This window comes from Streptomyces sp. NPDC017936 (genome assembly GCF_044328485.1).
GTDB lineage: Bacteria > Actinomycetota > Actinomycetes > Streptomycetales > Streptomycetaceae > Streptomyces.
Genome location: NZ_JBIRHK010000019.1, coordinates 26,768 through 51,532, shown reverse-complemented (window position 1 = coordinate 51,532; position 24,765 = coordinate 26,768). Strand labels below are relative to the sequence as shown.

Genomic DNA, 24,765 nt, shown 5'->3' with positions numbered 1-24,765 from the left:
TGCACCAGTCACTGCTCTGCCCTCAGCTCCTCGATGAGCCGGCCCAGGGTGCGGACCGTCGGACCCTCGTAGACCACGGTCAGCGGTACCGCGAGCACCAGCTCCTGCCTCAGCCGGTGGACGACCTGGAGTCCGAGTAGCGAACTCCCGCCGAGCTCGAAGAAGTTGTCGTTCGCCCCGACGCTCTCCACGCCGAGCAGCTCCTGCCAGACCCCGGCGACGCGCTGCTCCATCTCCCCTTCCGGCGCGACGAACGGGTTGCGCAGATTGGGGCGCTCGTGGCGGCGGGTGGCGGGGGTCGTGGCCACGACCGGGTCCGCCCACTCGTCGTAACGCTTCGACACATCACCGGTGGACACCACCACCTGCGCCTCGGGCGCGGCGGACAGCAGGGCGTCGATCACCTGGCGGCCCTCGGCCGGTGTCAGGGCGAACTCCTGGACCGAATCACCGATACCCGGTCCGGACGCCGCTTTCCCGGCGAAGTCCCAGGCCTCCCAGTTCACGCTCGTCCACGGCTGGCCGGGACGGTGGTGGGCCTGCGCGAAGGCGTCCAGCACCGCGTTGGCGGCACTGTAGGCGGCGAAGCCGAGGCCGCCCAGCAGCGAAGCGATCGACGAGCAGAGAATGGCGAAGTCCAGCTCTTGGTCCGCCAGCACGTCACGGAGGACGTACGCTCCGGCCAGCTTGGGTGCAAAGTGCCATGAGGCCTCCTCGGCGCCGAGATCGGCGATCACCCGGTGTGCCGGGGCTCCCGTGGTCCCAGCGCAGTGCACCACACCGTTGATCCGGCCGTGAGCGGCGAGGATCTCGTCCCTGACCTCGCGCAGTCGTACGGGATCACTGACGTCTGCGGCCATGACCGTCACCGTGGCGCCGAGTTCCTCCAGCTCCGCGATGGCACGGACGAGCGACCTGACCTCGTCGGAGTGCCCGGGGTCGGCCCAGGTGGTGCGCGGCGGCAGGGCGGTCCGGCCGAGCAGCACCAGGTGCCCGTGGGTGCGTTCGGCCAGGGCCCTGGCCGTGAGCAGACCGATCTTCCCCAGCCCGCCGGTGATCAGGTAGACGCCGTTCTCGGCGGGGTCGCCATCGTTCGGCCGTAGCGCGTGCGGCACGTATGAAGGGGCCCAGCGGTGTGCCCCGCGCAGCGCCAGCGTGCGCTCGACCGCGGGGGCGGTGAGCTCGGCCAGCACCTGGTCGACCAGCGGACCGGTACCGGAGGAGCCGGGCAGGGCCAGATCCAGGTGGACGCACGTCAGCGGCGGGTACTCCTGGGGGAGCACCTTGCAGATGCCCTGGACCGCGGCCTTCGGAGGGCACAGCGACTCGTCGCCGGTCACCGAGAACACCTCACTGGACAGGACGTCCCAGCGCTGGGGCCGGCTCATCAGGTCCGACTCGGTGGCCTGTGCCCAGTGCAGCAGACTCCGGAAGCCCAGGTCCAGCAGGGTCTCGGCGTCTTGCTCCGCGCCGGCGCGGTCGGCGTCGCCCCCGACGCTCCAGCAGTGCAGCACCCGGTCGGGGACCGTGTTCGCCGCCTTCAGCGCGGCGGCGAGCCGGGCGTAGTGGTCAGGTCGGGCAGGGTTCAGGGTGTACCGGTCGCCCGGCGTCTCGGCCCACTCCTCGCCCGCCGTCACAACGCACACCCGCTCGCCCGTCTCGCGCAGACGGTCGGCCACCGCCCGGCCCAGACCGGTGCCGTCGGCGAAGACGAGGCGGCAGGACATGCCCGCCGGGGAGGGCTCGGACGCCGGGGCCGGGCCGGGGCCCAGCCTCGTCCAGGACGGGGCGTAGAACCAGTCGGACGGCCGGACGCGCCGCTGGGCGACGGTCCGCTCCGCGGCGGCCGCCGCCGGCTCCAGCCAGTAGGCGCGACGCTCGAAGGGGTAGGTGGGCAGCGGCACGCGCCTGGCCGTGGGAGAGCCGGGGAAGGGATGCTCGCGCCCGGCCATCCACAGCTTCGCCGCGGCGGCGAGCAGGGTGGCCCGGTCGGACTGGCCGTCGAACATGCCCGGCAGTGACGGTACGACGGTACGGGAGGCACCGGTGGGACCTTCCGGATGCTGGAGGGCGCCGGTGGTGAGCGTCTGGCCGGGGCCGACCTCCACCATGGCGAGGTCCGGCCGACCCCACAAGGTGGCGACGCCGGCTGCGAACCGCACGGTGCGGCGCACGTGGGAGGCCCAGTAGGCGGGGCTGGTGGCCTCCTCGTCGGTGATCCAGGTCCCGGACACGTTGGACACGAACGGTGTCGTCGGTGGGTCGAGCCTGACTTTCCGGACCAGCGCGGCGTACGGCTCGACCACCGGGTCCATCAGCGGCGAGTGGAACGCGTACCGGGTGTTCAACCGCCGGAACGGCACACCCGCGGCGCTCAGATCGGCCTCCACCTGGGCGATTCCCGACAGGGTCCCGGACAGCACACACGTCTGCGGGCCGTTCACCGCGGCGAGGGCCACGGCGTCGTTCGTGTGGCGCAGCGCCTCCTCCTCGGAGAGCGGGACGGCCACCATCGCGCCCTCGCCCTGTTCCTCGATGAGCCGGGCCCGTTCGACCACCAGGTGGAGCGCGTCCTCCAGGGAGAAGACGCCGGCCCGGCAGGCGGCGACGTATTCGCCGAGGCTGTGTCCGATCATCGCGTCGGGCTGTACACCCCACGACTCCCAGAGCTCGGCCAGCGCGTACTCCAGGGCGAACATGGCGGCGTACCCGAGCCGCGGCTGGTCGAGCGGGTGCTCGCTGCGCGTCGGCTGGAGCAGCATCCGGCGGAAGGCGTCCGGCGCCCCGGCCGGCGCCCCAGCGGGCGCCGGTTCCTCGGAGACCGGGTGCATGACGTCCAGGATGTCCTGCCCCAGCAGGGGTTTGAGGAGCTCCGCGCACCGGGCGAGAGCTTCCTGGAAGACCGGCTCACTGTCGCGGAGCCCACGGGCCATGCCCGGGTACTGTGCGCCGAATCCGGTGAACATGAAGGCGACCGGGCGGTGTGCCAGGTCCGGTGCCAGGCCGGTCAGCAGCCGGCCGCCGTCCGGGGCGTCCAGGACGCTCAATGCGTCGTCGATGTCCTCGCACACCGCGGTCCGCCGACAGGGCAGCGCCCGACGTCCCTGCTGGAGGGTGAAGGCCACGTCGGCGAGGCGGAGTTCGGGGTGGGCCCGGAGGTGGTCGCGCAGCCGGTCGGTGACGGCCTCGAGGGCCTCGGGACTCTTGGCCGACAGCACCAGCAGCTGCTCGCGGTCGGCCTGCGGCAGGCTCGGCGCGGCGGTGGGCATCTGTTCGACGATGACGTGGGCGTTGGTCCCGCCGAGGCCGAACGAGCTGACCGCGGCCCGCCGCGGTCCTTCGCCGACCGGCCAGGGCACAAGCCCGGTGTTGACGTAGAACGGGCTGTCCGCGAGGTCCAGCCGGGGGTTCGGCTGCTCGAAGTGGAGGGTCGGGGGGATCTCCCCGTGCTCTACGGCGAGCACCGTCTTGATCAGTCCGGCGATCCCGGCGGCGGAGTCGAGATGCCCGATGTTGGTCTTGACCGAGCCGAGCGCGCAGTGGCCCGTCGGCAGTCCGGTGTAGACCGAGGCGAGTGCCTTCACCTCGATGGGATCGCCGAGCGCGGTGGCTGTGCCGTGCGTCTCGACGAGGCGGACGCTGTCCGGTTCCACATCGGCGTTGGCCAGTGCCGACGCGATGACAGAGGCCTGCGAGGCGGCGCTCGGCGCACTGAACCCCGCACGCTCGGCACCGTCGTTGTTGACGGCCGAGCCCTTGATCACCGCGTGGATGTGGTCGCGGTCGGCGAGGGCGTCCTGCAGCCGCTTGAGGACGACCATGCCGACGCCCTCGCCGCCCACGGTGCCGTTCGCCTTCGCGTCGAAGGTGCGACATCGCCCGTCGGAGGAGAAGATGCCGTCCGGCCGGTACGTGTACCCGTCGCGTCGCATCACGTCCACGGCGACACCGCCGGCAAGTGCCATGTCGCACTGATAGCTCAGCAGCGCCTGGCTCGCCTGGGCGACGGCCACCAGCGAGGTCGAGCAGGCCGACTGGATGTTGAAGCTCGGACCTTTGAGGCCGAGTTTGTACGACACCCGGGTGGTGAGGAAGTCGGATCGGTTGCCGATCACCAGTTGGTTGCCGCCCATCACCTCGACCGTGTCGCGACGCGAGGCGATGTTGAGAAGCAGGTACGTGTTGTTCCCGGCACCGGCGTAGACGCCGATCAGGCCGTCGTAGCGCTGGGGGTCGTGTCCGGAGCTCTCCAGCGCGGCCCAGGCGCACTCGAGCAGGACGCGGTGCTGGGGGTCCATCAGCTCGGCCTCGCGCGGCGAATAGCCGAAGAACGCGGCGTCGAACTTGTCGCTGTCCTCGAGCAGGTAACCGACCGGCACGAAGTTCGGGTCGGCCAGCGTGGATGCGGAAACGCCCCGGTCCAGCAACTCCTGTTCGCCGAACTCCGTGGCCGAGCACACGCCCGCCCGCAGGTTCTGCCAGAACTGCTCGACGGTGTCGGCCTTGGGGAAGCGGCCGGCCATGCCGATGACCGCGATGTCCAGACTGTCGTCCTCGGGCTCGGGATCGAATTCCGGGAGCTGCTGTTCACTCACCGCGGCCTCGCTTCGCTCGCATCTGCTGTTCCCGTCGTTTCATCAGCGCGTTGCGCCGGACATCGGCTGCGCGGTCGGAGGGCACGGGCTGGTCCGGGTCCGCCGGCCGAGAGAGGTAGGCGGCCTGGGACCGCACGGTCGGGTACTGAAGGAGGTCGAGCAGGGAGATGTCCCCCACGCTCAGCCTGAGCCGGTGCTGGAGCTCCACGAGGAGCAGGGAGTGGCCACCGAGATCGAAGAAGCTCTGCTCGGCGCCGACGCTCTCGATGTCGAGAAGCTCCTGCCACACGGCCGCGACCGCGCGCTCTGTCTCGTTGCGCGGTGCACCGCCGGATCCTGTGGCCGGAGTCGGCGCGACCGGCGCGGGCAGGGCCGAGCGGTCCACTTTTCCGTGCGCTGACAGAGGCAGGCGGTCCAGGACCACGTAAGCCTGCGGCACCATGTGGGGGGAGAGCCGCTTTCGCACGTACAACTTCAGGGTGGCGAGTTCGAAGGCCGCCCGGTCACGCGGCTGGACGTACGCGACGACCCGGCGTTCACCCGGTGAGTCCTGGCGCACGATGGTCAGTGCTCGGTCGACCGAGGGATGGGCGGCCAGCGCGGAGTCGATCTCGCCCAGGGTCACCCGGTAGCCGCGGATCTTGATCTGGTCGTCGCGGCGTCCCAGGAACTCGATGGTCCCGTCGGGCAAGCGGCGGACGATGTCGCCGGTACGGTACAGGCGGCCGTCCGGGCGCCCGCTGAAGCGGTCCGTCGTGAACGCCCTGGCGGTGAGCTCCGCCCGGTTGTGGTAGCCGCGCGCGACGTAGGCGCCCGAGATCAGCAGCTCGCCCGGGACACCGGCCGGGACCACTTGGTCGGACCGGTCGACCACGTACACCTGGGTGCCAGCCAGGGGAACGCCGATCGGCGCTGTCTCCCAGTCGGCGTCCAGATGGTCGGACACGGACAAGGTCAGCACACCCACCGTGGTCTCGGTCGGGCCGTAGTGGTTGAACACTCGGCAGTGCGGAACGCGATGCTGCAGGTCGCGCATCCAGCGCCATTCCGACGCCTCGCCGCCGATGACCAGCAGGCGGCGCGGCAGCAGCTCTTCGAAGCGGGGGGACCCCTGCAGGGCGCGCAGGTGGGAGGGGGCGATCTTCAGGCAGTCGACACCGTGCTGCTGCACCCAGTCCGCGAACAGCTCGGGGTCGAGGGCACACTCGCGTGACACCACGTGCAGTTCACCGCCGGTGATCAGCGGCGGCACCAGCGCGGTGAGGGTGGAGTCCACGGTGAGGGGCTGCACCATCAGGTGCTTGAGCGGGGCGTCCATGCCGAGGCGCCGGATGGCGCCGGAGGCGTAGCTGATCAGCTGCCGGTTCTCGACCACCACTCCCTTGGGAGCGCCGGTGGATCCCGAGGTGTAGAGCACGTACGCGGCGTCGGCGAGAGCCGAGGGAGACACGGGGAGGTTGTCCGGGGCCGCTTCCGCCAGGACACTCCACGCGTCGTCGAGTGCGACGACCGGAATGTCACCGTAGGTCCCGCCGTCCGCGGGGAGGCCGTCGACCACTACGACACGTACCCCGGCGTCCCGCAGGATCGTCTCCCGCCGCTGGGCTGGATCGCGAGGATCCACCGGGACGTACGCCCCGCCGGCTTTCAGGACCGCCAGGACCGCCACGATCAGCCGGACGCTGCGGTCCATGCAGATCGCGACCGTTCGTTCGGGGCCGATCCCATGGCCGCGCAGGATCCGGGCCAAGCGGTTGGCGTGCTCGTTGAGATCGCGGTAGATGAGGGAGGCCTGGTGGGAGCGGACGGCGATCGCGTCCGGGGTTTTCTCCGCCTGCTTTTCGAAGAGTTGGTGGAACGTCAGCTCCGGTGTCTCGGCGGCGACCCCGTTCAGCGTGCCGACGGTCTCCTCCTCCGCGAGGGTGAGGAGCGGGAGGGCGGACACGGGCGCGGCCGGGTGGGCGATCGCGCCGGCCAAGAGGACGGACAGGTGGCCGACGGCCCGTTCCGCCGTGGACCGGTCGAGGACCTCGGTCGCGAATTCCAGCCTGCCGGACAGGTGGTCGCCGTCCCACACCAGGTGCAGGGATAGGTCACCCGGGGTCGTGCCGGCCTCCACCGGCAGGAACCGTGCCCTGAGCCCATCAGGGGTGGTGATCGGCGGGACATGCCGGGCGGTGAAGGCGGGCCGGGTGAGGATGTCCATCGGGGCCGTGCCGACAGGCCGGAGCAGCGCGTTGCGCACCCGGTCCAGCAGTTCATGGAAGGTGAGGTCGCCGTCGATCTCGCACAGCAGTGCGGTGGTCATCCCACCGGCGTCCGGATTCCCCGGCCCTTCCGGGGTCAGGCCAGCGGGTACGGCTGTGGCCAGGCGTGCCTCGCCGCTGTAGCGGTGCAGCAGCAGCAAAAAGAGCGCCAGGACGACCAGGGTGGGGTCGACACCGTGCCCGGAGCCGAGTCGGCGAAGCGCCGCGACCACTTCCGTGGGCAGTTCCACAGGCACCGATTCCGCCGCGAAGGTCCGTTGAGCCGGCGTGGGGCGGCTGAACGGCAGGGCCGGCGCCGGCGGCAAGGCATCCGGTTCGGCAGCCGGTTCCTCAGCGTCAGGGTCCGGATGTGTCGGGAACGGGTCCTCGGTGTGCCCGGCACCGTCCCGGATGGCCGTCTCTCCGGCGATCATGCGTCCGTAAGTGTGTAGGGCGTCCGCGAGCAGGGCCTCGGCCAGCCGCACATCGCCGGCTGTCCGGTGCAGGACCAGGAGGACGACGTGCTCTTTGTCGTCCGTGGTGATCAGACGGGCTCGGGCCGGCGGGTCGGTGGTCGGCACGAACGGTGTGCGGACCATTTCCTCGATCAGCTCCGTCAGGTGTGCCGAGCGCTTGGATGCCGGCAGGCCGGTCAGGTCGTGGTGGTCGACAGGCACCGAGGCCGACTTGGCGCCGCCGTCCACCAAGCGGCCGTCGACGACGGTGAGCCGGCGTACCAGGCGCGGGTCGGTGGACAACGCTGTGCGCAATGCGTCTTCGAACACAGTCTCCAGCGGCCCATTCAGCCGGATCATCGCAGGAGCATGCGCGATCGTAGTGCCGATGCCCGCATTGGCGAGGAACCAGCCCTGCTGCTGTGCATGGCGAATCGCCCGAGAGGACAAGGTCATTGAGCGCTGTTTCTCCCCGTTACCAGCCGCGTTCATCCGACCGCGACTGTTGAAGACTGAATAGGTCCGCCGGCCGCACACGCCTGCATCAGCGAACTTCTGTGGAATTTTCCATGGGTGAGACGCAATGAAAAAATAGCCGGTGGACACGAAAGGGGCAATGAATGACGGCCCGCTTTGCGGTGGCTTTCCGCAGCCACCTCGTGTGTTCGCGAATCCCTCGACCGTATCGCCAGTCGGAGATCGAACTCGAGGGACGTTAGCCCGATTGTGATCTACCGACAACCACTTGCAGTGTGGCTTGCGTCACACGTCTTTCACGAATCTTTCAGTCGTCTTTCTGTTGATTGACAGAACGGGGCCTGCTCGGGTTTCGTGCCACTCGACCGTGTGCGCTGCAGCCCAAGATGGTGCGGAGGAGTGGATGAATGTCGGAAGAAAATCGGCTCCCTGGACCCGGCGACTGTCCGGAATGGGCTCAGGGGGGCGGATCCGACTCTTCTGCTTCCCTTATGCGGGTGGTGGCGCGTCGACTTTCCGAAGCTGGGCCGAGCTGCTCCCGGAGGAGGTCGATGTCTATGCGGTCCAGCCTCCCGGTCGCGAGGACCGGCTCTTCGAGACTCCGGTCGACGATATCGCCGTGGTCCTGCGCGAAGTTGTCCCCGAAATTCTGGAGTTCTCCAGCGAGCCGTTTTCGCTGTTCGGGCACAGTCTGGGAGCGGTGGTCTGCTGGGAGGTCGCCCGCGCGCTGCGTGATGACCACGGTGTCGAGCCGGAGCACTTGTTCCTCTCCGGGTGCCGAGCGCTGCCGACGCTGCACGATGGGCGACGGGACCTCTACGCGCTCTCGGACCGGGAGTTGGTCGCCGCGCTACGAGAGATGAACGGCACTCCTGAGGAAATCCTCCAGAACGACGAGTTCATGCGCCTGTTTCTGCCTGCGGTCCGCGCCGACTACGCGATGCTGTCGCGTTACCGCTTCGTCCGCGGCACCGCTCCGGCATGCAGGGCCACCGTGTTCGGCGGCGCGGAGGACCCGGCGGTGAGCAGGGAGCAACTCGAGCGGTGGGTGGACGACCTGCCGGACGGATCGCAGACCTTGGTTCTGCCGGGCGACCACTTCTTCCTGCACTCCTCGCGGGTCCGGCTGCTGTCCGAGATCGGCAGCCGGCTGTCCTCGGCGGAGCTCTCCGCCTGAGCCGATCGGCGGCAGGCCCTGATCAGTCCACCCCACGTTGCGAAGGCGTCGTCATGACCACCGAAGCGCATCAAGAAGCAAGAGCATGCCGAGAGGCCGTCCTGCGGGCTTGGCTCGACACCCTCGAGCGCGTCCCTGAGTCCGACGAGCAGAACTTCTTCGAGGCGGGGGGCAATTCGATCCTGGCGGTGCAGTTCCAGCGTCGGCTCGCCGGGGCGCTGGGCCGCCGGATCTCCCTCAAAGAGATCCACGAGAACCCGACCGTGCGCGGGCTGCTCGGACTGCGGGCGCTCCGCGGGCGGCAGGAGGCTGCCCGCGACGCCGGCCCGGCGTCCGTGCTGAACCTGTACTGCCTGCCGTACGCGGGCAGCTCGGCCCGGATCTACGCACCATGGCAGGACGAGCTGCCCTCACGGGTGACGCTGGTGCCGTTGGAACTGCCGGGACGGGGAACCCGTTGGTCCGAGCCTGCGAAGTCCGATCTGAGTGAGCTGCTCGACGACCTGGCCGGACATGTGCAGCAGGCGCGTCAGACGCCGTATGCGATCTTCGGGCACAGCTTCGGTGGAGTTCTCGCCTTCGAACTTGCCAGACACCTTCGCACGCTGGGTTTCCCGGCACCCCGGCGGCTACTGGTGTCCGGATGCCCGGCGCCCCACCTGGCCGTCCCCGACGAGCCCAGCCATGACTTGCCGGCCGAGGAGTTCGTGCGCCGTCTGCGACAGCTGCGGGGCACACCCGAGGAACTACTGGAGAACGACGAGCTCATGGAGCTCTATATCCCGGTCATTCGAGCCGATTACATCATCCTTGACCATTACAAGGCACCTCGCGCAGAACCCCTGAACTGTGCTATCACTTCCTTTTACGGGAGAGATGACGAGGATGTCGATCGGGACGCGGCCGAAGCGTGGAATTCATACAGTGACGATGGCTTTTCGGTCGAAGAGATAGCTGGCGATCACTTCTTCCTACGGGATTCCCAGTCGGAGCTGCTGGCAGGGGTGACTCGATATCTGACAGATGACGCCGACGGGTGATCTGCCTACATTTTGATTTTCTCAAGATCCGTATCCGTGAACGGCGAGATGGGTCGAAGGTCGTGCCCTCGCCAGCAGGTCGGCGTGTCTGTGTCGTGCGCTTTTCTGTTCACGCGGTATCCCTTCCTATTCAAAGAGCTGACCTCATGACGACGATCCGAGATGCCTTCGAGGCCCAAGCGGCCCGCACGCCCGAAGCGGTGGCCGTCCGGGCGACCCGCACGTATACCTACCGAGAGCTCTCGGCCCTGGTGGACGCTCTTCGCGAATCGATCCTTGGCCGGACGCCGGCCGGCTCCCTGATCGCCCTCGACGCCGAGGGCCAGGCCAGCGGAGTGGTCGGCATCCTCGCCGCAGCCGCCGGCGGATGTGCCGTGCTCCCGTTGAACCGGGAGAGCCCCTCCGCCCATCGCGCACGGATCCTTGCAGACGCGCGACCAGCCCTGCTCCTGACGGAGACCGCAGAGTGCGCCTTCGATCTGGAGTCACTGCCCGATAGCCGCGAGCCCACCATGAGCGACATCGCTTACGTGATGTACACGTCGGGTTCGACTGGCCGGCCCAAAGGGGTGCTGGTCCCCCACGCCGCGCTGCTGGACCGGTTGGCCGGGCTCGCGGTGACCCCGGGACTGCGGGAGGGCGACACGATCGCCGCACTGACCGCCATGTCCTTCGACATATGCATGGCAGAGCTCCTGCTGCCGCTGACCGTCGGTGCATCCTTCGCGACGATGCCCGACGACGTACGTTACGACCCCGGCACTTTCGAAGACTTCATGGCAATGCACCGCCCTCAGGTCGTCCAGGCCACGCCCAGCTTCTGGCGCATGATGATCGCTGCGGACTGGTCCGGCGCCCCCGACACCGTCGTCTGGTGCGGCGGGGAGGCGCTGACACCCGAACTCGCCCGTCGGCTGCTGTCGCGCTGCGCCGAGCTCTGGAACCTCTACGGACCGACCGAGGCGACCATATGGGTCACGGCGGCGCGAGTTGAGTCACCGGACGCCATCTCCCTCGGTGAGCCGCTGGCCGGTGTCGGCCTCTACCTGGAGGCCGCTTCGGACGGCGTGGCGACGGACTCGCAGCCGACGGCCGCGCAGATGGGTGAGATCGTCTTGTACGGGTCCGGCCTCGCCCGGGGCTACCTCGACCGCGCGGACCTGACAGCGGAGCGTTTCCCGGTGGTGGCGGCGCCGGACGGTATCACCCGGCGCGTCTACCGCACCGGCGATCGCGCCCGCTACCGGCCCGACGGTTCCTTGGAGTACCTCGGCCGGATGGACGACCAGATCAAGCTGCGCGGACACCGCATCGAGCTCGGCGAGATCGAAGCCGTGCTGGAGGAGCACCCGGCCGTGACCTCGGCAGCGGCGGTGCTCAAGGACGCGGGCCGGCCGGACCACTCGTCGATCGCGGTCTTCGTGACCACCCGCGGGGACGCCCCGGCTGAACGGGCCCTCAGGCAGTGGCTGGCGCAACGCCTGCCGGCCAGCCACCTGCCCAGCCGGATCGCCGTGCGGGACGTCCTGCCGCGCACCCCGGCCGGAAAGGTCGACCGCGTGCTCCTGGCGAGCGAATGACACAGACATCCCCACCTCATGGAGGAAACGAGTGAACCAGGAGAAGACCGCTCCGATGACCTTCGGGCAACTGTCGGTCATCAGGGACCTCGACCTCTCCGGTCCCGACGAGCAGAGCGACGGCAACCTGCCGCTCGTCCTCCCGCTGCCGCCCGGAACGTCGAAGGAGACGGCGGTCGCGGCCTGGGCCCGGCTGGTCGAACGACATGAGGCCTTGCGCACCGTCTACGACCGCGGAGCGACGCAGCCGACTCAGACCGTGCGACCCTTCGAGCCCTTCGAGCTCGATACCGTGGAGTTGGCCGACGCCACTGAGGACGCCGCGCTGAACGCGGCCGCCGACTGGGCGAAGCAGGAGATCCACATCGACCGCGAACACTCCTGGCGAGCTGCGGTCGGCATGCACGAAGGCGCCACCACATATCTGGTCTGTGTGGTGCACCACCTGGCCGCCGACAGCGCCGCCTGCGCGTTGCTGGAGCAGGAATTCGCCACGCTTATGGCCGGTGGCACGTTGCAGCCCGACCCGCCGCAGCCGTTGGAGCTCGCCCTGGAACAGCACGGTGACGCAGATCAGCGCGAGCAGACGATCGAGTACTGGCTCGAGGAATGGCAGGGCTTCGTCGACGAGGACCGACAGGGCGGTGACGCCAGTCGGCGGGTCCGGGCGGCGCTCTACTCGGAGCGTGCCCTGACAGCCGCGCACCGTGTGGCCGAGCGCCTCTCCGTGTCCGTGCAGTCCGTGATCTTCGGTGCGTCAGCACTGGTGCTGTGCCGCTTGAAGGACCGCGAGCGGGCCACCTTCGGACTGCTAGCGGGCAACCGCGCCGAGAAGCGCTGGCAAGGCCTGCTCAGCAGCATGAACCAGCTCGCCCCGATCACGGTGGAGGCACGCCGCGAGTCGAGCCCGGACGTGTTCCTGCGCACCCTCTACCTGCGCAGCCTGGAGCGGCTGTTGTACGGCGCCTACAGCATCGACGAGCTTCGCCGTCGCCTCACCGAGGCTGAGCATGCCAACCCGGACCCGCTGCAGTTCGATTGTTACTTCAACTTCCTCGGCGATATCGCCGAGCCGCCGGCTACGGGCTCGCCGGCGCTGGACGACGTCGAGTGGTTCGACGACGCCTGGCAGGGAGGCCCGAGCTTCAACCTCAGGGCTTCCATGGGCGCGGGGCTCTACCTCTCCCTGACTGCCAGCGACGCTTACCTGGGCACCGAGGCGGTCGGCCGCTTCCTCACCGCGACGGAGGCCGCCTTGGTGAACCTCGCGGACGACACGCCTGACACGCTGGCAGAGATGAGCCTGGCACCGCTGCGGCAGGTCAGTCTGTCCAGGGAACCAGGACTGCGGACCGTCGACCATGAGTGATCGGGAACGGACGGCACCGGGCATCCCAACGCCGGGACGGTGTCCCTACCAGACGACCGGCCGCACACAGCCCGACCCGTGTATCGACTACCTGCACCTGCGGTCGGACGAGCCGGTGCGGTGGGACGAGGACTTGGGGGTGTGGTTGGTCACCGGGTTTCAAGAGGCCACGGAGCTGCTACGCCACCCGCAGCTGTCATCCGCCTGGCCCGAGCGCGGCAGGACGCCGTTGCACGCCTCGGACACCAACCGCACCTCGGAACTGGTGCGAAAGTGGTTCATGTTCACCGACGATCCGGTGCACGCCGAGGCCAGGCGTGTCGTCGCGCCCCTCTTCACGGCCCGGAGCCTGGCGCGACTGCGCCCGTTCGTCGAGCAGACCGTCGACGAGTTGCTGGCACCGCAGCGCGAGGCACTCGATGTCATCGCCGATCTCGCAGCGCCGCTGTCGAGCCGGGTCATCTGCCGCATCATCGGGCTGCCGCAGGAGGTCGCACCCCGTCTGGCTGTCTGGGCACCCGACATAGCCGCCCTGCTGGTTGCCGACTACCTCCCCGAGGTGGTCACCCGGGGGCACAGCGCGCTGCGAGAGGTCACCACGGCGGTCGACCAGGCACTCAACGGGGAGGTGCCCGAAGACTCGGGCCTGTGGCTGCTCCGTGAGGCGCAACGGCGCGGGGTGATCGCCTCGGAGGACGTGTGGGCCACGGCGAGTCTGCTGATCTATGCCGGCTTCGAGACGACGTCCACCTTCATCGGCAAGGCCGTACGAGCCGCCCTCCACGCCGGGGCCTGGGACGCCGTCCGCAAAGCGGAACCACGCATGTCAGTGGACGAGTTGCTGCGCTTCGACACCTCGGTCCAGCAGGTTGCCCGGTTCGCGACCCGCCCGGTCACGGTGGCTGGTAAGCGCATCGCACCCGGAGACCTGGTGCTGATCATGCTCGGGGCGGCCAACCGTGATCCGGCCGTCTTCGAGGACCCGAATCTGCTCGACACCGACCGTCGCATCGGGCGGCACCTGACCTTCGGATACGGCGTCCACTATTGCCTGGGAGCGGCACTCGCCCGGCTGGAGGCCGAGGTCACCCTCGAACGACTCGCCGCCCGCTGGAGCGCGATGGAGTTGTCGGGTGCTCCCACCACTCGTTCCCATCACGGCATCACGGTCCTGGAGCATCTCGTGGTACACCGGAGAACCGAAGGCGAGCGGATATGACTCCCCACCCCTACGCGTGCGGAGAACTCATCCACGAGGCGGTGACCCGGCAGGCGCGCGATTTTCCCGAGCGGCCGGCGCTGGTGCAGGGCCGGGTGCGCCTGTCGTACCGGGAGCTGGACGCCGCGAGCGACGACTACGCCGCCGAACTGCGCAGCCGAGGGGTGGCCGAGGGACACCGCGTGCCGGTCCTGACCGGACGCACCCCCCAGTACGTGGCCCTCATTCTGGCGGTCCTCAAGTGCGGGGCGGCGTACGCGGCGCTGGACCCGCGCTGGCCCGAGGAACGGCTGCGGTCTGTCGTAGAGCGCCTCCAGCCGCCGGTCACCGTCCTGGACCGAGCTCTCGGTGATCTGGGCGTGCCGGTCTGGCGGGCGGACGGGCTTCCGCTCGATGCAGCCCTGCGCAGCGGGCGCCCGGCTCCGCGGGCGGTGTGCGACGGCGGCGACGAGGCAACCATCTTCTTCACATCAGGCAGCACCGGTGTCCCGAAAGGCGTGGTCACCCCGCACAGGGCGACGACCCGGCTCTTCCGGCCCGACAGCTTCGCCGACTTCGGTCCGGGCCACGTCACGGCGGCGTCGGCCGCACTGCCCTGGGACGCGGCCAGCATGGAGGTGTGGGGGCCCCTGGTCAGCGGCGGCACCGTGGCTCTGATGGAGGACGAGTACCTGCTCCCGTCCGGCCTCGCCGCGCTCGTACGCGAACAGGGCGTCGACACGGTCTTTCTCACCACCTCCCTGTTCCATGCGTTCGTGGCTGAGGACCCGGCATGTTTCCTGGGCATCGGGCACGTCATGACGGGCGGCGAGCGGCTGTCCCCGCGCCATGTGCGGCAGTTCTTGAGGGCCCATCCGTCGGTGCGGCTGACCAACGGCTACGGCCCGGTCGAGTCCTGTGTCTTCGCTACCACCCACGACGTGCGGGAAGAGGACACCGAACGCCCGGACGGCATCCCGCTCGGTCGGACAGTGCCCCGCACCACGGTCCACGTGATGCGGGACGCCCGGCTCTGCGCACCGGGAGAGACGGGAGAGATCTGCATCGGCGGCGACGGCCTTGCCACCGAGTACCTGGGCCTTCCGGAGGAAACAGCGGACCGGTTCGTGTCGGCAGAGGTCGACGGCACGGCTGTTCGGCTCTACCGGTCCGGAGACCTGGGTTATCTGTCGGCCGACGGACTTCTTCACTTCGTCGGCCGCGGCGATCGCCAGGTCAAGGTTCGGGGCCGGCGAATCGAGCCTCAGGAGATCGAGAACGTCTGCCACGACCTGCCCGGGGTGCAGCAGGCGGTCGCCGTGCCGGTCCCCGGGCCGGAGGGCTCGTACACCGGGATGGTCCTGTTTTACGTGGCGGAGCCCGGCGAGATGGGCACAGTCCCCGACCCTACTGCGGTCCGCGCGCGCCTCGCGGCCGAGCTGCCTGACTACTGCGTACCCGACCAGGTGCGGAGGCTCGACACGGTCCCGCTCATGCCCAACGGGAAGACCGACACCGCGAGCCTGCTCGCGTCGGCCGCCGCGCCCACAGAAGCTGCCGCGAACTCGTCGGCGGAACTCACGAAAGCGCCCGGGGGGCGTTGGGGGGCCGTGGTGCTCGACGAGTTCCGCCGACTCCTGGGGCCGGGCGTGGCGACCGACGCTCCGCTGGCACTCATGGGTGGTACGTCCATCGACGCCATCCGGCTCTGCGCCCGGCTGACCGCCCGCACAGGAGTGACTGTTCCGGTCTCCGCGTTCTTGCGCCGACCCACCGTCGAGGGCCTTGCCGCATGGCTGGAAGAGCGCTCCGGCTCCGGTAGTGAGCCGGACTCCTGCCAGCCGGACAGCCACGACGGAGTTGGCCCTCACCGCGTTCAACTGAGGGGAATGCGAGCGCACTTCAGCTTGCTGCATGAACTGGACCCAAGTGACTCGACGGCTCTGTGCCACCTCGTGTGGAAGGTCACCGGCCCGCTGGACCCGTCGGCGCTGGAGGATTCCCTCAACGACGTCCAGCAGCGTCACCAAGCGCTGCGCTCGCGTTACGTCCTCGACCCCGTGCCGGTGGCGGAGCCACCCGGAACCGTCAGACGCACGCGTGTCCAAGTTCTCGCCCCCAGCGGCACGTCGGAGCGCGCGGCCGACGCGATGGCACGGGAACTGAACCGACCGCTGCACATCGAGGACGCGCAGGTGTGGCGGTGCGTGTACGCCCCGGTGGACGACCGGACGGCGCACCTCGGCCTCACCATCCATCACATCGCCGTCGACAGCTGGTCTCAGGACCTGATCGTGGCGGACTTGGAGCGGGCTTACAGGGCCCGCAGCCGGGGCGAGACACCACAGTTCGACGACACTCCCCCGACGCTCCGTGACATTGCCGACGAAGCAGCACAGCTCGCCGAGTCACAGGACTCCGGGGCGCAACTGCGGTATTGGACAGACCTGCTCGTAGGCCTGCCGGACCTCCGGCTACCGGCACCGTCGTCGGAACAGGGTCGGCGTCACGGCCAGGTCGGGTTCACCGTCGACGCGGCTGTGTCCGCCCGGCTGCGGGTGGAGGCCGGTGAACTCGCCTCCACCGTCTTCCTCCCCCTGCTGGCCGGCTACGCGGCATCGCTCGCCGCCGTCACCGGACAGGAGGACTTCGGTGTCGGAGTCCCGCTGGTGCGGCGCTCCGGGCCACGTGCCATGACGGCCGTCTCCTGTCTGGTCGACGTGGTGTGCCTGCGACTGCCTGATCGCCTCGGCGCGGTGGATCTGAGGGAGCTGGCCCAGGCGGCGCGGCCGATCGTGGAGGGGGCCTTCGCCCACCAAGACGTGCCGTTCGATCAGGTGGTGGCTGCGGTGAGCCCGCCCCGCACCGGCCGTAACCCCCTGTACCAGACCATGTTCGCCTGCCAGAACGTACCCGTCCGGCAGCCGGTGTTCATCGGCTGCTCGGTCGAACCGCTGTCCATGGCGCCGCCGGCCGCCATGCACGAGATCGTCTGCGAGGTCTGGCCACTGGCCGACGGCGGGATGCGGGTGGATCTCAGCTTCCGGGCGGATCAGGTCGCGGAGGGCCTTATGCACCGGCTCGCCGGGGTCTACGAGGAGCTTCTGGTCTCCGGCAAGTTGTCCGATCCGCAGATTTCCTGACCGACTATCAGCTGAAGGGCTCCACCTTCCCATGCAGACAAGCCCCAAGACGCTGACCGCCGATCAACTGATCCGGCTGCGCGTCGACCTCCATCCTGATGCCACGGCGATCGAGTGCGGTGAGCAGACCCTGACGTACCGCGGCTTGTGGCAGCAGGCCGGTGACCTGGCGACGCGGATCCAGCAGGCTGAGGGATTCGAGCCGGGCTGCCTCATCGGCGTGCTGCATCGGCGCGGCATACGGTGTGTTGTCGCCCAGCTCGCCGCGTGGCGCGCCGGAGCGGCTTACCTCCCCCTCGACCCGGACCTGCCCGACGGGCGCATCGCGTCGGTCCTGGTAGACGCGGCGCCGACAGCGGTCCTGGCGTCCGCGGACCTGTTCGGCCGGCTGCCCTCCTCGGTCGCCGCGATCGACAGCGCCGTCGGTGATCCGATGCGTGAACCGGCCCCGTCGTCCGCCGCGCTCGCCTATGTCATCTACACCTCGGGCTCCACCGGGACACCGAAGGGCGTCGAGGTCGGGCACGCGAGCCTGGTGAACCTGCTGCAGTGGCACCGGGAGACCTACGCGACAGGCCCCGGCACACGCGTGGGAGCCCTGGCCGGCCTCGGCTTCGACGCCTCGGTCTGGGAGACCTGGGCCGCGCTCGCCGCCGGCGCGACCCTGCTCCTGCCGGAGCGGTCGCCAGGTGCCGACATCGAAGCCGTCGCTGATTTCCTGCGGGCCGGTGCGGTCGAACAGTGCTTCTTGAGCACGCCGCTCGCGGAGGAACTGCTGCGCCTGGAGTCGCCGCCCGACACGCTGCGCGTCCTTCTCACCGGTGGCGACCGGTTGCGCGTGCGGCCGTCGCCCTCGTTCCCGGCCACCGTCCACAACCACTACGGTCCGACCGAGGCCACGGTGGTCACGACGGCCAGTCATGACCTGCGGGGCGATCACCTGCCCGACCGGCCGCCGGTCATCGGCACGCCGATCCCGGGGGCGTTGGTGAGGCTGGTGGACCCCGCAGGCGACGAAGTGAACGTGCCCGGCGTCGCCGGCGAGCTGCTCATCGGCGGGACGGTGCTGTCCACCGGCTACCGCAACGATCCGGCACTCACCTCAAAAAAGTTCCTCGGTACGGACGACGCCGCCCGCTGGTACATCTCCGGTGACGTCTGCCGCTGGACCGAGAACGGCGAGCTGGAGTTCGTCGAGCGCCGGGACCGGCAGATGAGTGTGCGGGGGAACCGCATCGAACCCGTCGAGATCGAGCATGCCGTCCTCGCGGTGCCCGAAGTGCAGCAGTGCGCCGTCGTCCTGCGGGACGACGGCGCCGGCGGCACTCTCGTCGCGTTCTGCACGGGCGGGGTGGACGAGCGGACCGTGCACGAGGCGCTGGCGGATCGGCTTCCCCCCTACATGGTCCCGTCACGGATCCGGGTCCTGGACGCTCTGCCCCTCACCCCCAACGGCAAGATCGACCGCGCGGCCCTCCTCCTGCTCTCCGCTCCGGAGGAGTCGGCCGAACCGGCGCGGAGACAATTCCCACCGGGTTCCGCCGAACAGGTCATCGCCGAGATCTGGGCGGAGCTCCTGGCCGGGACAGAGCCCCGGCCCGGTGACAACTTCTTCGAGCTCGGCGGTCACTCGCTGCTGGCCGCCCGGATGATCGGTGAGGTGCGAAAGCGGCTCAGTATCCAGATCGGTCTGCAGGCGGTGTTCGACTTTCCCGTCCTCGCCGAGCTGGCCGCCAGGGTCGACGAGCTGTCGCGGACCGGGGGATGAGCCAGATGCCCGCCCCCCTGCGCAGCGGCGACGACACCGAACGACCGGTCCTCCTCCTGGAGTTCGGCAACGAAATCCCCGCCCGGACATTCGACCGGATTCTGCCCCCGCAGTCGCACGCGCACCGCACAGTGATCGACCCGCTCGGTTTCCCGGGGCTGGCCGACTCGGTGCCCACCCTCGCGGAGCAGGCCGCACACTGGGCCGAGTCGATCATCGCCCGGCCACGCGCGGTCCTCGCCTACTGCTCCGGTGCCGAACTTGCAGTGCTCCTGGCGGCAAGGCTGGGGGTGCCGCAGACCTCCGTTCTCGTCTTCGACCCCGTGCTCCCGGCCCCCGGGACCCCAGGGGAACTCCTGCTGGACCTGGCAACGGGCATGGACGCCGCTCTCGGCCCGGACGAGATCCCGGACATCGTCGGCCTACCCGCGGATGAGGCCTTGGCGGCGGCCGGCTCACTGCTGCACTCGATCGTCGCCCGGACGGCGCCCGGCCTGGACGCCGACATCGTCGAGGAGCTCACGGTGGGACAGCGTGCCTGGCTCTCCTTCACGCTCTCCGCCGCTGCTCCCCGCCCACGCCCACACCCGCCGAGGTTCGGACACGTCCTGCTCGGCACGGATTCGGCCGGTGCGGAGGTGGAAGCGGGCTCGCTGCACCACACCGGGCTGTCCTCGGCCGAACTGTTCGGCACCAGTGCTGTGACACCGCTGGTCGAACGGCTGCTGATGTCCCCCGTCGCCACCGAGATCGCCCAAGAAAGGTAAGCACTGTGCAACAGCATTATGTGGAACGAGATGCCACGGAGGCCGTGGTCGCGGCTCAGTGGTCGCGTGTGCTGGGCCACCCACCTGCCTCTCTCGACACCGACTTCTTCGCCGCCGGCGGAACCTCCCTCCTGGCCGCGAAGCTGGTCTCCGCCCTGCGCGGCGCGCTCGGGACACAGCTTCCGCTGAAGGCGGTCTTCGAGGCTCCCACCTTCCGCGGACTCAGCACCCGGATCAGAGAGGGCGGTTCCTCGCCGCACACCCGCGTCCTCACCCTCAACGCATTCGGCCGAGGGACACCGCTGCTGCTGGTGCCGGCCGCGAGCGGCGGAGTCGTGGGCCTGCACCGTCTCGGCGGCGCCCCCATTGACCGCCCGGTTCTGGGCCTGCAGGCCCGCGGCCTGGACCCGGCCGACGGTGCGCCCTGCGCCACGCTCGATGACATCGTGGACGACTTCGCGACGGTTCTGGAGAAGGCGGAGGCGCCGCGGAGCCTGCACCTTGCCGGCTACTGCGTGGGAGGGATCCTCGCATACGAGCTGGCCTGCGAGCTCGACCGCCGAGGATGGGACGTGCGCTCGGTCGTGCTGCTGAACACTTCGCTGTACTGCCCTCCGCTGGAGGCGGCCGACGGTGCCCGGGAGAAGCTGCGCTCCATCGTGGACGAGGCGGGACTGACCGTACCCGAGGGCGAGGAACCAGACACCGTTTCGGTGTTCCGTCTGCTGACGTCGGACGATGCCGACACGCTGGAGTCCGACTTCGCTCAGTTCGAGGCACGTCTGAAGGTGTTCGGGTCGGTCGGCGCGGCGATTTCCGGCTACGTGCCCCGTCAGGTGGTTTTTCCGGTGCGGCTCTTCTCGACGGACGACCGGGACGATCCGGCCGACGTGGAGCGGACCCCGCACGAGGTGACCGACTGGCCGGACCTCGGGCTGCCCGACTTCTGGCAGCACCACGTACCCGTCGATCACTTCGAGATGATCGCCCACGAGCCGACACTGCGGGCCGTGGAGGAAGTCCTGACGGAGCTCGACGACCGCTGACGCGCCCGTACCGCTTCGGAGCGGCTCCACGGCGGCGCCCGTCGATCCTGCTCCGAGGCCGATTCCACACCGGGATCGCAGCCGGTCGGACCGGACGTGCCCGGATGCCGTGACCGACCGGCGCGGGACCGTGGCTTCGTGCCGCACAGCAGTGTCTCGGCCTGCGTGCGGCGGAGCAGCGGGAGAGCAGGACCAGCCACCCAGAGATCCGCGGGGCGATCACGCCTGGAGGGAAGGAGCCACCATTCATGCCCACGACGTCCACCCTGCGGCCCCGGATGAGCCGCCTCGTCACGGAGATCCGAGACGCGCTGCGCACTCCGAGGTCCGGCACTGAAGCAGTCGCACGCCGGGTCGCCGGCCTGGTGGGCGACTGCCTCCATCATGACGATCTGCTGACCGCCGATCAGCTGGCCCCCGACCCGTCCGCCTACCGCCAGCACGTGCTGCACGTCGAGCCCGACGGCTCTTTCTCGGTCGTTGCGTTGGTGTGGTTGCCGGGTCAGAGCACCCCCATACACGACCACGTCTCTTGGTGCGTGGTGGGCACCTACCAGGGCGCCGAGGAGGAGATCCGCTACCGCCTGATCGACGACCGTGGCTCTGCCTGTCTCGAACCCGTCGACATCGCGGTGAACCGGACCGGCGAGGTCGCCTACCTCGTCCCGCCCGGCGACATCCATGAGGTCCGCGGCGTGGGGGAAAGCACGACGGCCTCTCTGCACGTCTACGGTACGGATGTCACAAGGCTCGGAACAAGCATCCGTCGCCGCTACGACCTTCCGGTGCGGGTCACGTCCCGCCCGGCATCGGCGGGCCGAACGTGATGGGTACAGCCGCCGGACCAGTTGGGTGGACCTGTTCGCCGGACTGAACAGCGCCAGGTCCGCAAGCTCGTCGAGGTCGTGCGGTGAGGATCAGGGCGACGGACACCATTTTCAACAGGAGGCGGCCTCCCAGCGAGGCGGCCAGCAGCCGGGCGCGGTGCCGGTGGCGCAGGGACGGGCCGCTGCCGCACCAAGCCCAACAGCACCGGCGCTTTCGCTTCGACGCCGCATCCCCGCTCGCGGTCCGCTGGAGGTGCGGATGCCGTCCCCTCGCCCGGCCCCGTGCCGGACTGTTCCGCCGTGCGGAGGGCGGTGTTGGGCGGTGGGGCGGCCCGTCAGTGCGATACAGCAGGTGGCTACCGGTGGGTTTGCGGGCCGGACGAGGATGCGGTGATCCGTGCGTGATGGTGGATACCCCGTGGGAGCGGATCCGCGAGGGCTTGCGTTTCGGACGGGTCTTTGCGGGCCCGGTGATCGGTGTTCCCCGGCCCGGCGCGATCGGGATCCTTGTGGGCATCGGCCCGGGTGGGGGAGCTTCGTCGATGTCGTGTTGCTGCCGGAGGAGGCCAAGGACTGGCTGGCAAGAGGCACGGTCGCCGATTTCAAGATCTGATGGGCTGGCGAACGCCGGCAGATCCCTGGTGTTCCGCCAGGCGGGTTCGGTCCGGCCTTCTGGAAGCGTCGGACCGTGACCGGGCGAAGGGGCCGCGGCGGCATCAATTGTTCAGGAGGTCTGCGAGGCATCAGACATGCGCTGAGTGCTGGCCGGCAGCACATGGGTCATTGCCATCGGGGCGTCGGCGTACCGTCCGGGTCCAAGCCGTACGGCCACAGCCTTTTGAGCACTTCCCTTGTCCCGTAGACGCCCAGGATGCCGGTGCGGCCGTGGTCGGCGGCCTGCCGGGCCAGCGCTTCAGCACCCTCCCCGTCCCCGGCCTCCTCCCGCAGCTCGGCCAGGTGGTACAGGGCGGTGGTGTCGCCGTGGTCGGTGGCCTGCCGGGTCAGCGCTTCAGCGCCTTCTCCGTCCCCGGCCGCCTCCCGCAGTTCGGCCAGTCGGTACAGGGCGTTCGTGCTGCCGTGGCCGGCGGCGCGGAGCCGGAGGTGGTGGGCCCATCGCAGGCGGTGCCGGTCTTCGGCTGCGCGGGTGAGGTCGTACAGGTCGTCGGGGTGGGTGAGGTGGGTGTGGGCGGCGTGCCAGAAGGAGGCGGGTGGGCACAAGCGGCGGCGGCCGGTGCGGCCGTGTTGTTCGAGGTAGTCGGCGAGGCGGAATGCCGGTCCCGATGGTCGCGGTGAGGGGGCGTCGGCAGGTGTGGTGGGGCCGGGTGGGCGTCGTTGTGGTCGGGGGGTGATCTGGCTCAGGGGGGCCTGTTTGCCGTGGACCTGCTCGGCGAGTTCTGCGTATGCCTTCGCTGCCCAGTCGTCGGTGAGCTGGTTCCAGTCGGTGTCGTTCAGGTAGTCGGGGGCCGCGTCGGTGAGGAAGGCCTGCGGCAGGTGCAGGCCGACGCCGAGGCGGCGGGCGTCCATCGCCGCTTCCACCAGTGCTTGGGCGGCCGGGCTGGCGGTGCGGTAACGCTCCAGGAGCGCGGGGCCTCCGGCGAGGTCCCGGGTGAGGCGTCCGCCGGCGCGGGCACGGGTGAGGGCGTCGGCCGGCGGCCGGTCACCGCCCTCGGCCAACGCCGTCGCCGCGGCCAGGGCTCGGGGGTCGAAGGCGGGGGGGGAACGTTCACGATGCGTCCGGCGAGCAGTTCCCTCACCTGACTGTGCGGATCCTCCCCCCCCGGGGGTGAGCAGGGCGGTGTACTGCTTGACGTAGTCGTCCCACAGCGTGCCCAGGACGAGGACCGGTCCGCGCTGCGGGTCGGTCAGCAGGTGGTGCACGGCCGCGGCGATCCGCTCACCGGCCGACGGGTCGCCGAGATAGTGCTGGGCCTCGTTCAGCCACACGACTGTGCGCGGGCCGACACGGTGCAGGTCCTCCAGCGCGGCTTCCGCTCGGGTGGGATCGAAGGGATGCCACAGTTGCCATCCCTGCTCCGCCAGCGGCTGCACGGCCTCCCAGCACGCCCGCGTCTTCCCCGTCGAGGACTCGCCCGCCAACACCAGCATCCGGCTGTGGCCCTGTCCGGCCTCCCGCACCGTCTCCGCCAGAAGGCGGTCGTGTTCGCGGCGCACGTAGCCGGGCAGTAACCGCTGCTGAGGCAGGCCGAAACCGTCCTGGGCGGTGCCGGCCGGGTGGACCTCCAACATGTGCGGATCCCACTGCCCGATCGGCCGGCCGGGCCCCGGCCGTTCTCCGTTCCCGCCGCCGGCCGCGCTCCGCTGCAGCGCCAGGAGCTCCCCCACCGGCAGTTCCAACGCGCCGGCCAGCACCGTCACCGTCGGTGCAGACGGCACCGGCCCGTCGGCCTGGAACGCCAGCTGCACGGTCGTACGGCTCAGCTCTGTCCGCGGGGCAACCTGCGTCTTGTTCAGCCCAGCCCTGGCCAGCCCGCCCGCCGGCCTCCTGCGCAGTTCGGTCAGAGCCGCGTCCGGAGTGTGACTGATCCGTTCCTGGTGCACGTGCTCGCCCCCGGGTGGTGCGGTGTTCGCCGGTGTTCATCTTCGTCCCGGCGCACCATGGCGCACACCGATTCCGAGACCTTTGTCAGGCCGTTGACATGGCGCAGTTGGACATCGTCGACGTCGGGCACGCGTACGCGCCGGGCGTGGAGGAGGAGCGGTGGGCTCTCAAGCCGCTGAAACCGACCTTCGAGTCCGGCAAGACCTATGCGCTGGTCGGACCCTCGGGCTGCGGCAAGTCGACGTTGCTGAACATCCTGTCCGGCCTGGTCAGACCGTCCCGGGGACGGGTGCTGTTCGACGGCGCCGACGTCACCGTCCTGCCCGCGAAGGCGCACAACATCGCCCAGGTCTTCCAGTTCCCGTCATCTGCAAGTCGACGACGGTCTACGACAACCTCGCGTTCCCGCTGCAGTGCCGGCGCTGGGACAAGGCGAGGGTCGACGCCAAGGTCCGGCAGGTCGCCGAGGCCCTGGACCTGCATGACCGGCTGAAGCAGCCCGCTCGCGGGCTCACCG

Annotated in this window: 14 protein-coding genes; 11 read left to right on the top strand and 3 right to left on the bottom strand. The window is 69.7% G+C overall.

What is annotated here, in order from left to right:
• Positions 1 to 8 precede the first annotated feature (8 nt).
• Both ACH4F6_RS32420 and ACH4F6_RS32415 read right to left on the bottom strand, forming a co-directional pair.
• Positions 9 to 4,595, bottom strand: a complete 4,587-nt coding sequence (locus ACH4F6_RS32420; RefSeq protein WP_397963952.1) for an SDR family NAD(P)-dependent oxidoreductase — start codon at positions 4,593 to 4,595, stop codon at positions 9 to 11.
• Complete coding sequence (locus ACH4F6_RS32415) at positions 4,588 to 7,902, bottom strand: amino acid adenylation domain-containing protein (RefSeq protein ID WP_397963951.1); 3,315 nt, start codon at positions 7,900 to 7,902, stop codon at positions 4,588 to 4,590. Before ACH4F6_RS32415 ends, ACH4F6_RS32420 begins: the two co-directional genes overlap by 8 nt.
• A 274-nt stretch (positions 7,903 to 8,176) precedes the next feature.
• Here ACH4F6_RS32415 and ACH4F6_RS32410 point away from each other — a divergent pair, with 274 nt between their 5' ends.
• The 10 genes from ACH4F6_RS32410 (at position 8,177) to ACH4F6_RS32365 (ending at position 21,688) form a co-directional block, all read left to right on the top strand.
• Positions 8,177 to 8,950, top strand: a complete 774-nt coding sequence (locus tag ACH4F6_RS32410) for a thioesterase II family protein (protein ID WP_397963950.1) — start codon at positions 8,177 to 8,179, stop codon at positions 8,948 to 8,950.
• Positions 8,951 to 9,003: 53 nt separating this feature from the next.
• A complete protein-coding gene (locus ACH4F6_RS32405) occupies positions 9,004 to 9,990 on the top strand; it encodes an alpha/beta fold hydrolase (protein WP_397963949.1) in 987 nt (328 codons plus the stop codon).
• A gap of 146 nt (positions 9,991 to 10,136) precedes the next feature.
• Complete coding sequence (locus ACH4F6_RS32400; protein WP_397963948.1) at positions 10,137 to 11,570, top strand: amino acid adenylation domain-containing protein; 1,434 nt, start codon at positions 10,137 to 10,139, stop codon at positions 11,568 to 11,570.
• Between the two features lie 31 nt (positions 11,571 to 11,601).
• Positions 11,602 to 12,939 carry a condensation domain-containing protein gene (locus tag ACH4F6_RS32395; protein WP_397963947.1) on the top strand — a complete coding sequence of 446 codons (1,338 nt, stop codon included), beginning with the start codon at positions 11,602 to 11,604 and terminating at the stop codon, positions 12,937 to 12,939.
• Positions 12,932 to 14,158, top strand: a complete 1,227-nt coding sequence (locus ACH4F6_RS32390) for a cytochrome P450 (protein WP_397963946.1) — start codon at positions 12,932 to 12,934, stop codon at positions 14,156 to 14,158. The genes ACH4F6_RS32395 and ACH4F6_RS32390 overlap by 8 nt, the downstream gene beginning before the upstream one ends.
• Positions 14,155 to 17,280 carry an amino acid adenylation domain-containing protein gene (locus tag ACH4F6_RS32385; protein WP_397963945.1) on the top strand — a complete coding sequence of 1,042 codons (3,126 nt, stop codon included), beginning with the start codon at positions 14,155 to 14,157 and terminating at the stop codon, positions 17,278 to 17,280. Before ACH4F6_RS32390 ends, ACH4F6_RS32385 begins: the two co-directional genes overlap by 4 nt.
• Positions 17,281 to 17,311: 31 nt before the next feature.
• Positions 17,312 to 19,048, top strand: a complete 1,737-nt coding sequence (locus ACH4F6_RS32380; protein WP_397963944.1) for an amino acid adenylation domain-containing protein — start codon at positions 17,312 to 17,314, stop codon at positions 19,046 to 19,048.
• Positions 19,045 to 19,815, top strand: coding sequence for a hypothetical protein (locus tag ACH4F6_RS32375; RefSeq protein ID WP_397963943.1), 771 nt, complete (start codon positions 19,045 to 19,047; stop codon positions 19,813 to 19,815). Before ACH4F6_RS32380 ends, ACH4F6_RS32375 begins: the two co-directional genes overlap by 4 nt.
• Before the next feature lie 5 nt (positions 19,816 to 19,820).
• Positions 19,821 to 20,861: a thioesterase domain-containing protein gene (locus ACH4F6_RS32370; RefSeq protein ID WP_397963942.1), complete on the top strand. Its 1,041-nt coding sequence runs from the start codon at positions 19,821 to 19,823 to the stop codon at positions 20,859 to 20,861.
• A 248-nt stretch (positions 20,862 to 21,109) separates the two neighbouring features.
• Positions 21,110 to 21,688 (top strand): hypothetical protein, encoded by a 579-nt coding sequence (locus ACH4F6_RS32365; protein ID WP_397963941.1) that lies wholly within the window; start codon positions 21,110 to 21,112, stop codon positions 21,686 to 21,688.
• Between the two features lie 780 nt (positions 21,689 to 22,468).
• Here the strand turns inward: ACH4F6_RS32365 and ACH4F6_RS32360 are convergent.
• Positions 22,469 to 24,247 carry a tetratricopeptide repeat protein gene (locus tag ACH4F6_RS32360; protein ID WP_397963940.1) on the bottom strand — a complete coding sequence of 593 codons (1,779 nt, stop codon included), beginning with the start codon at positions 24,245 to 24,247 and terminating at the stop codon, positions 22,469 to 22,471.
• Positions 24,248 to 24,345: 98 nt separating this feature from the next.
• Here ACH4F6_RS32360 and ACH4F6_RS32355 point away from each other — a divergent pair, with 98 nt between their 5' ends.
• Entirely contained in the window at positions 24,346 to 24,741 is a 396-nt protein-coding gene (locus tag ACH4F6_RS32355) for an ATP-binding cassette domain-containing protein (RefSeq protein WP_397963939.1), read from the top strand.
• Positions 24,742 to 24,765 lie beyond the last annotated feature (24 nt).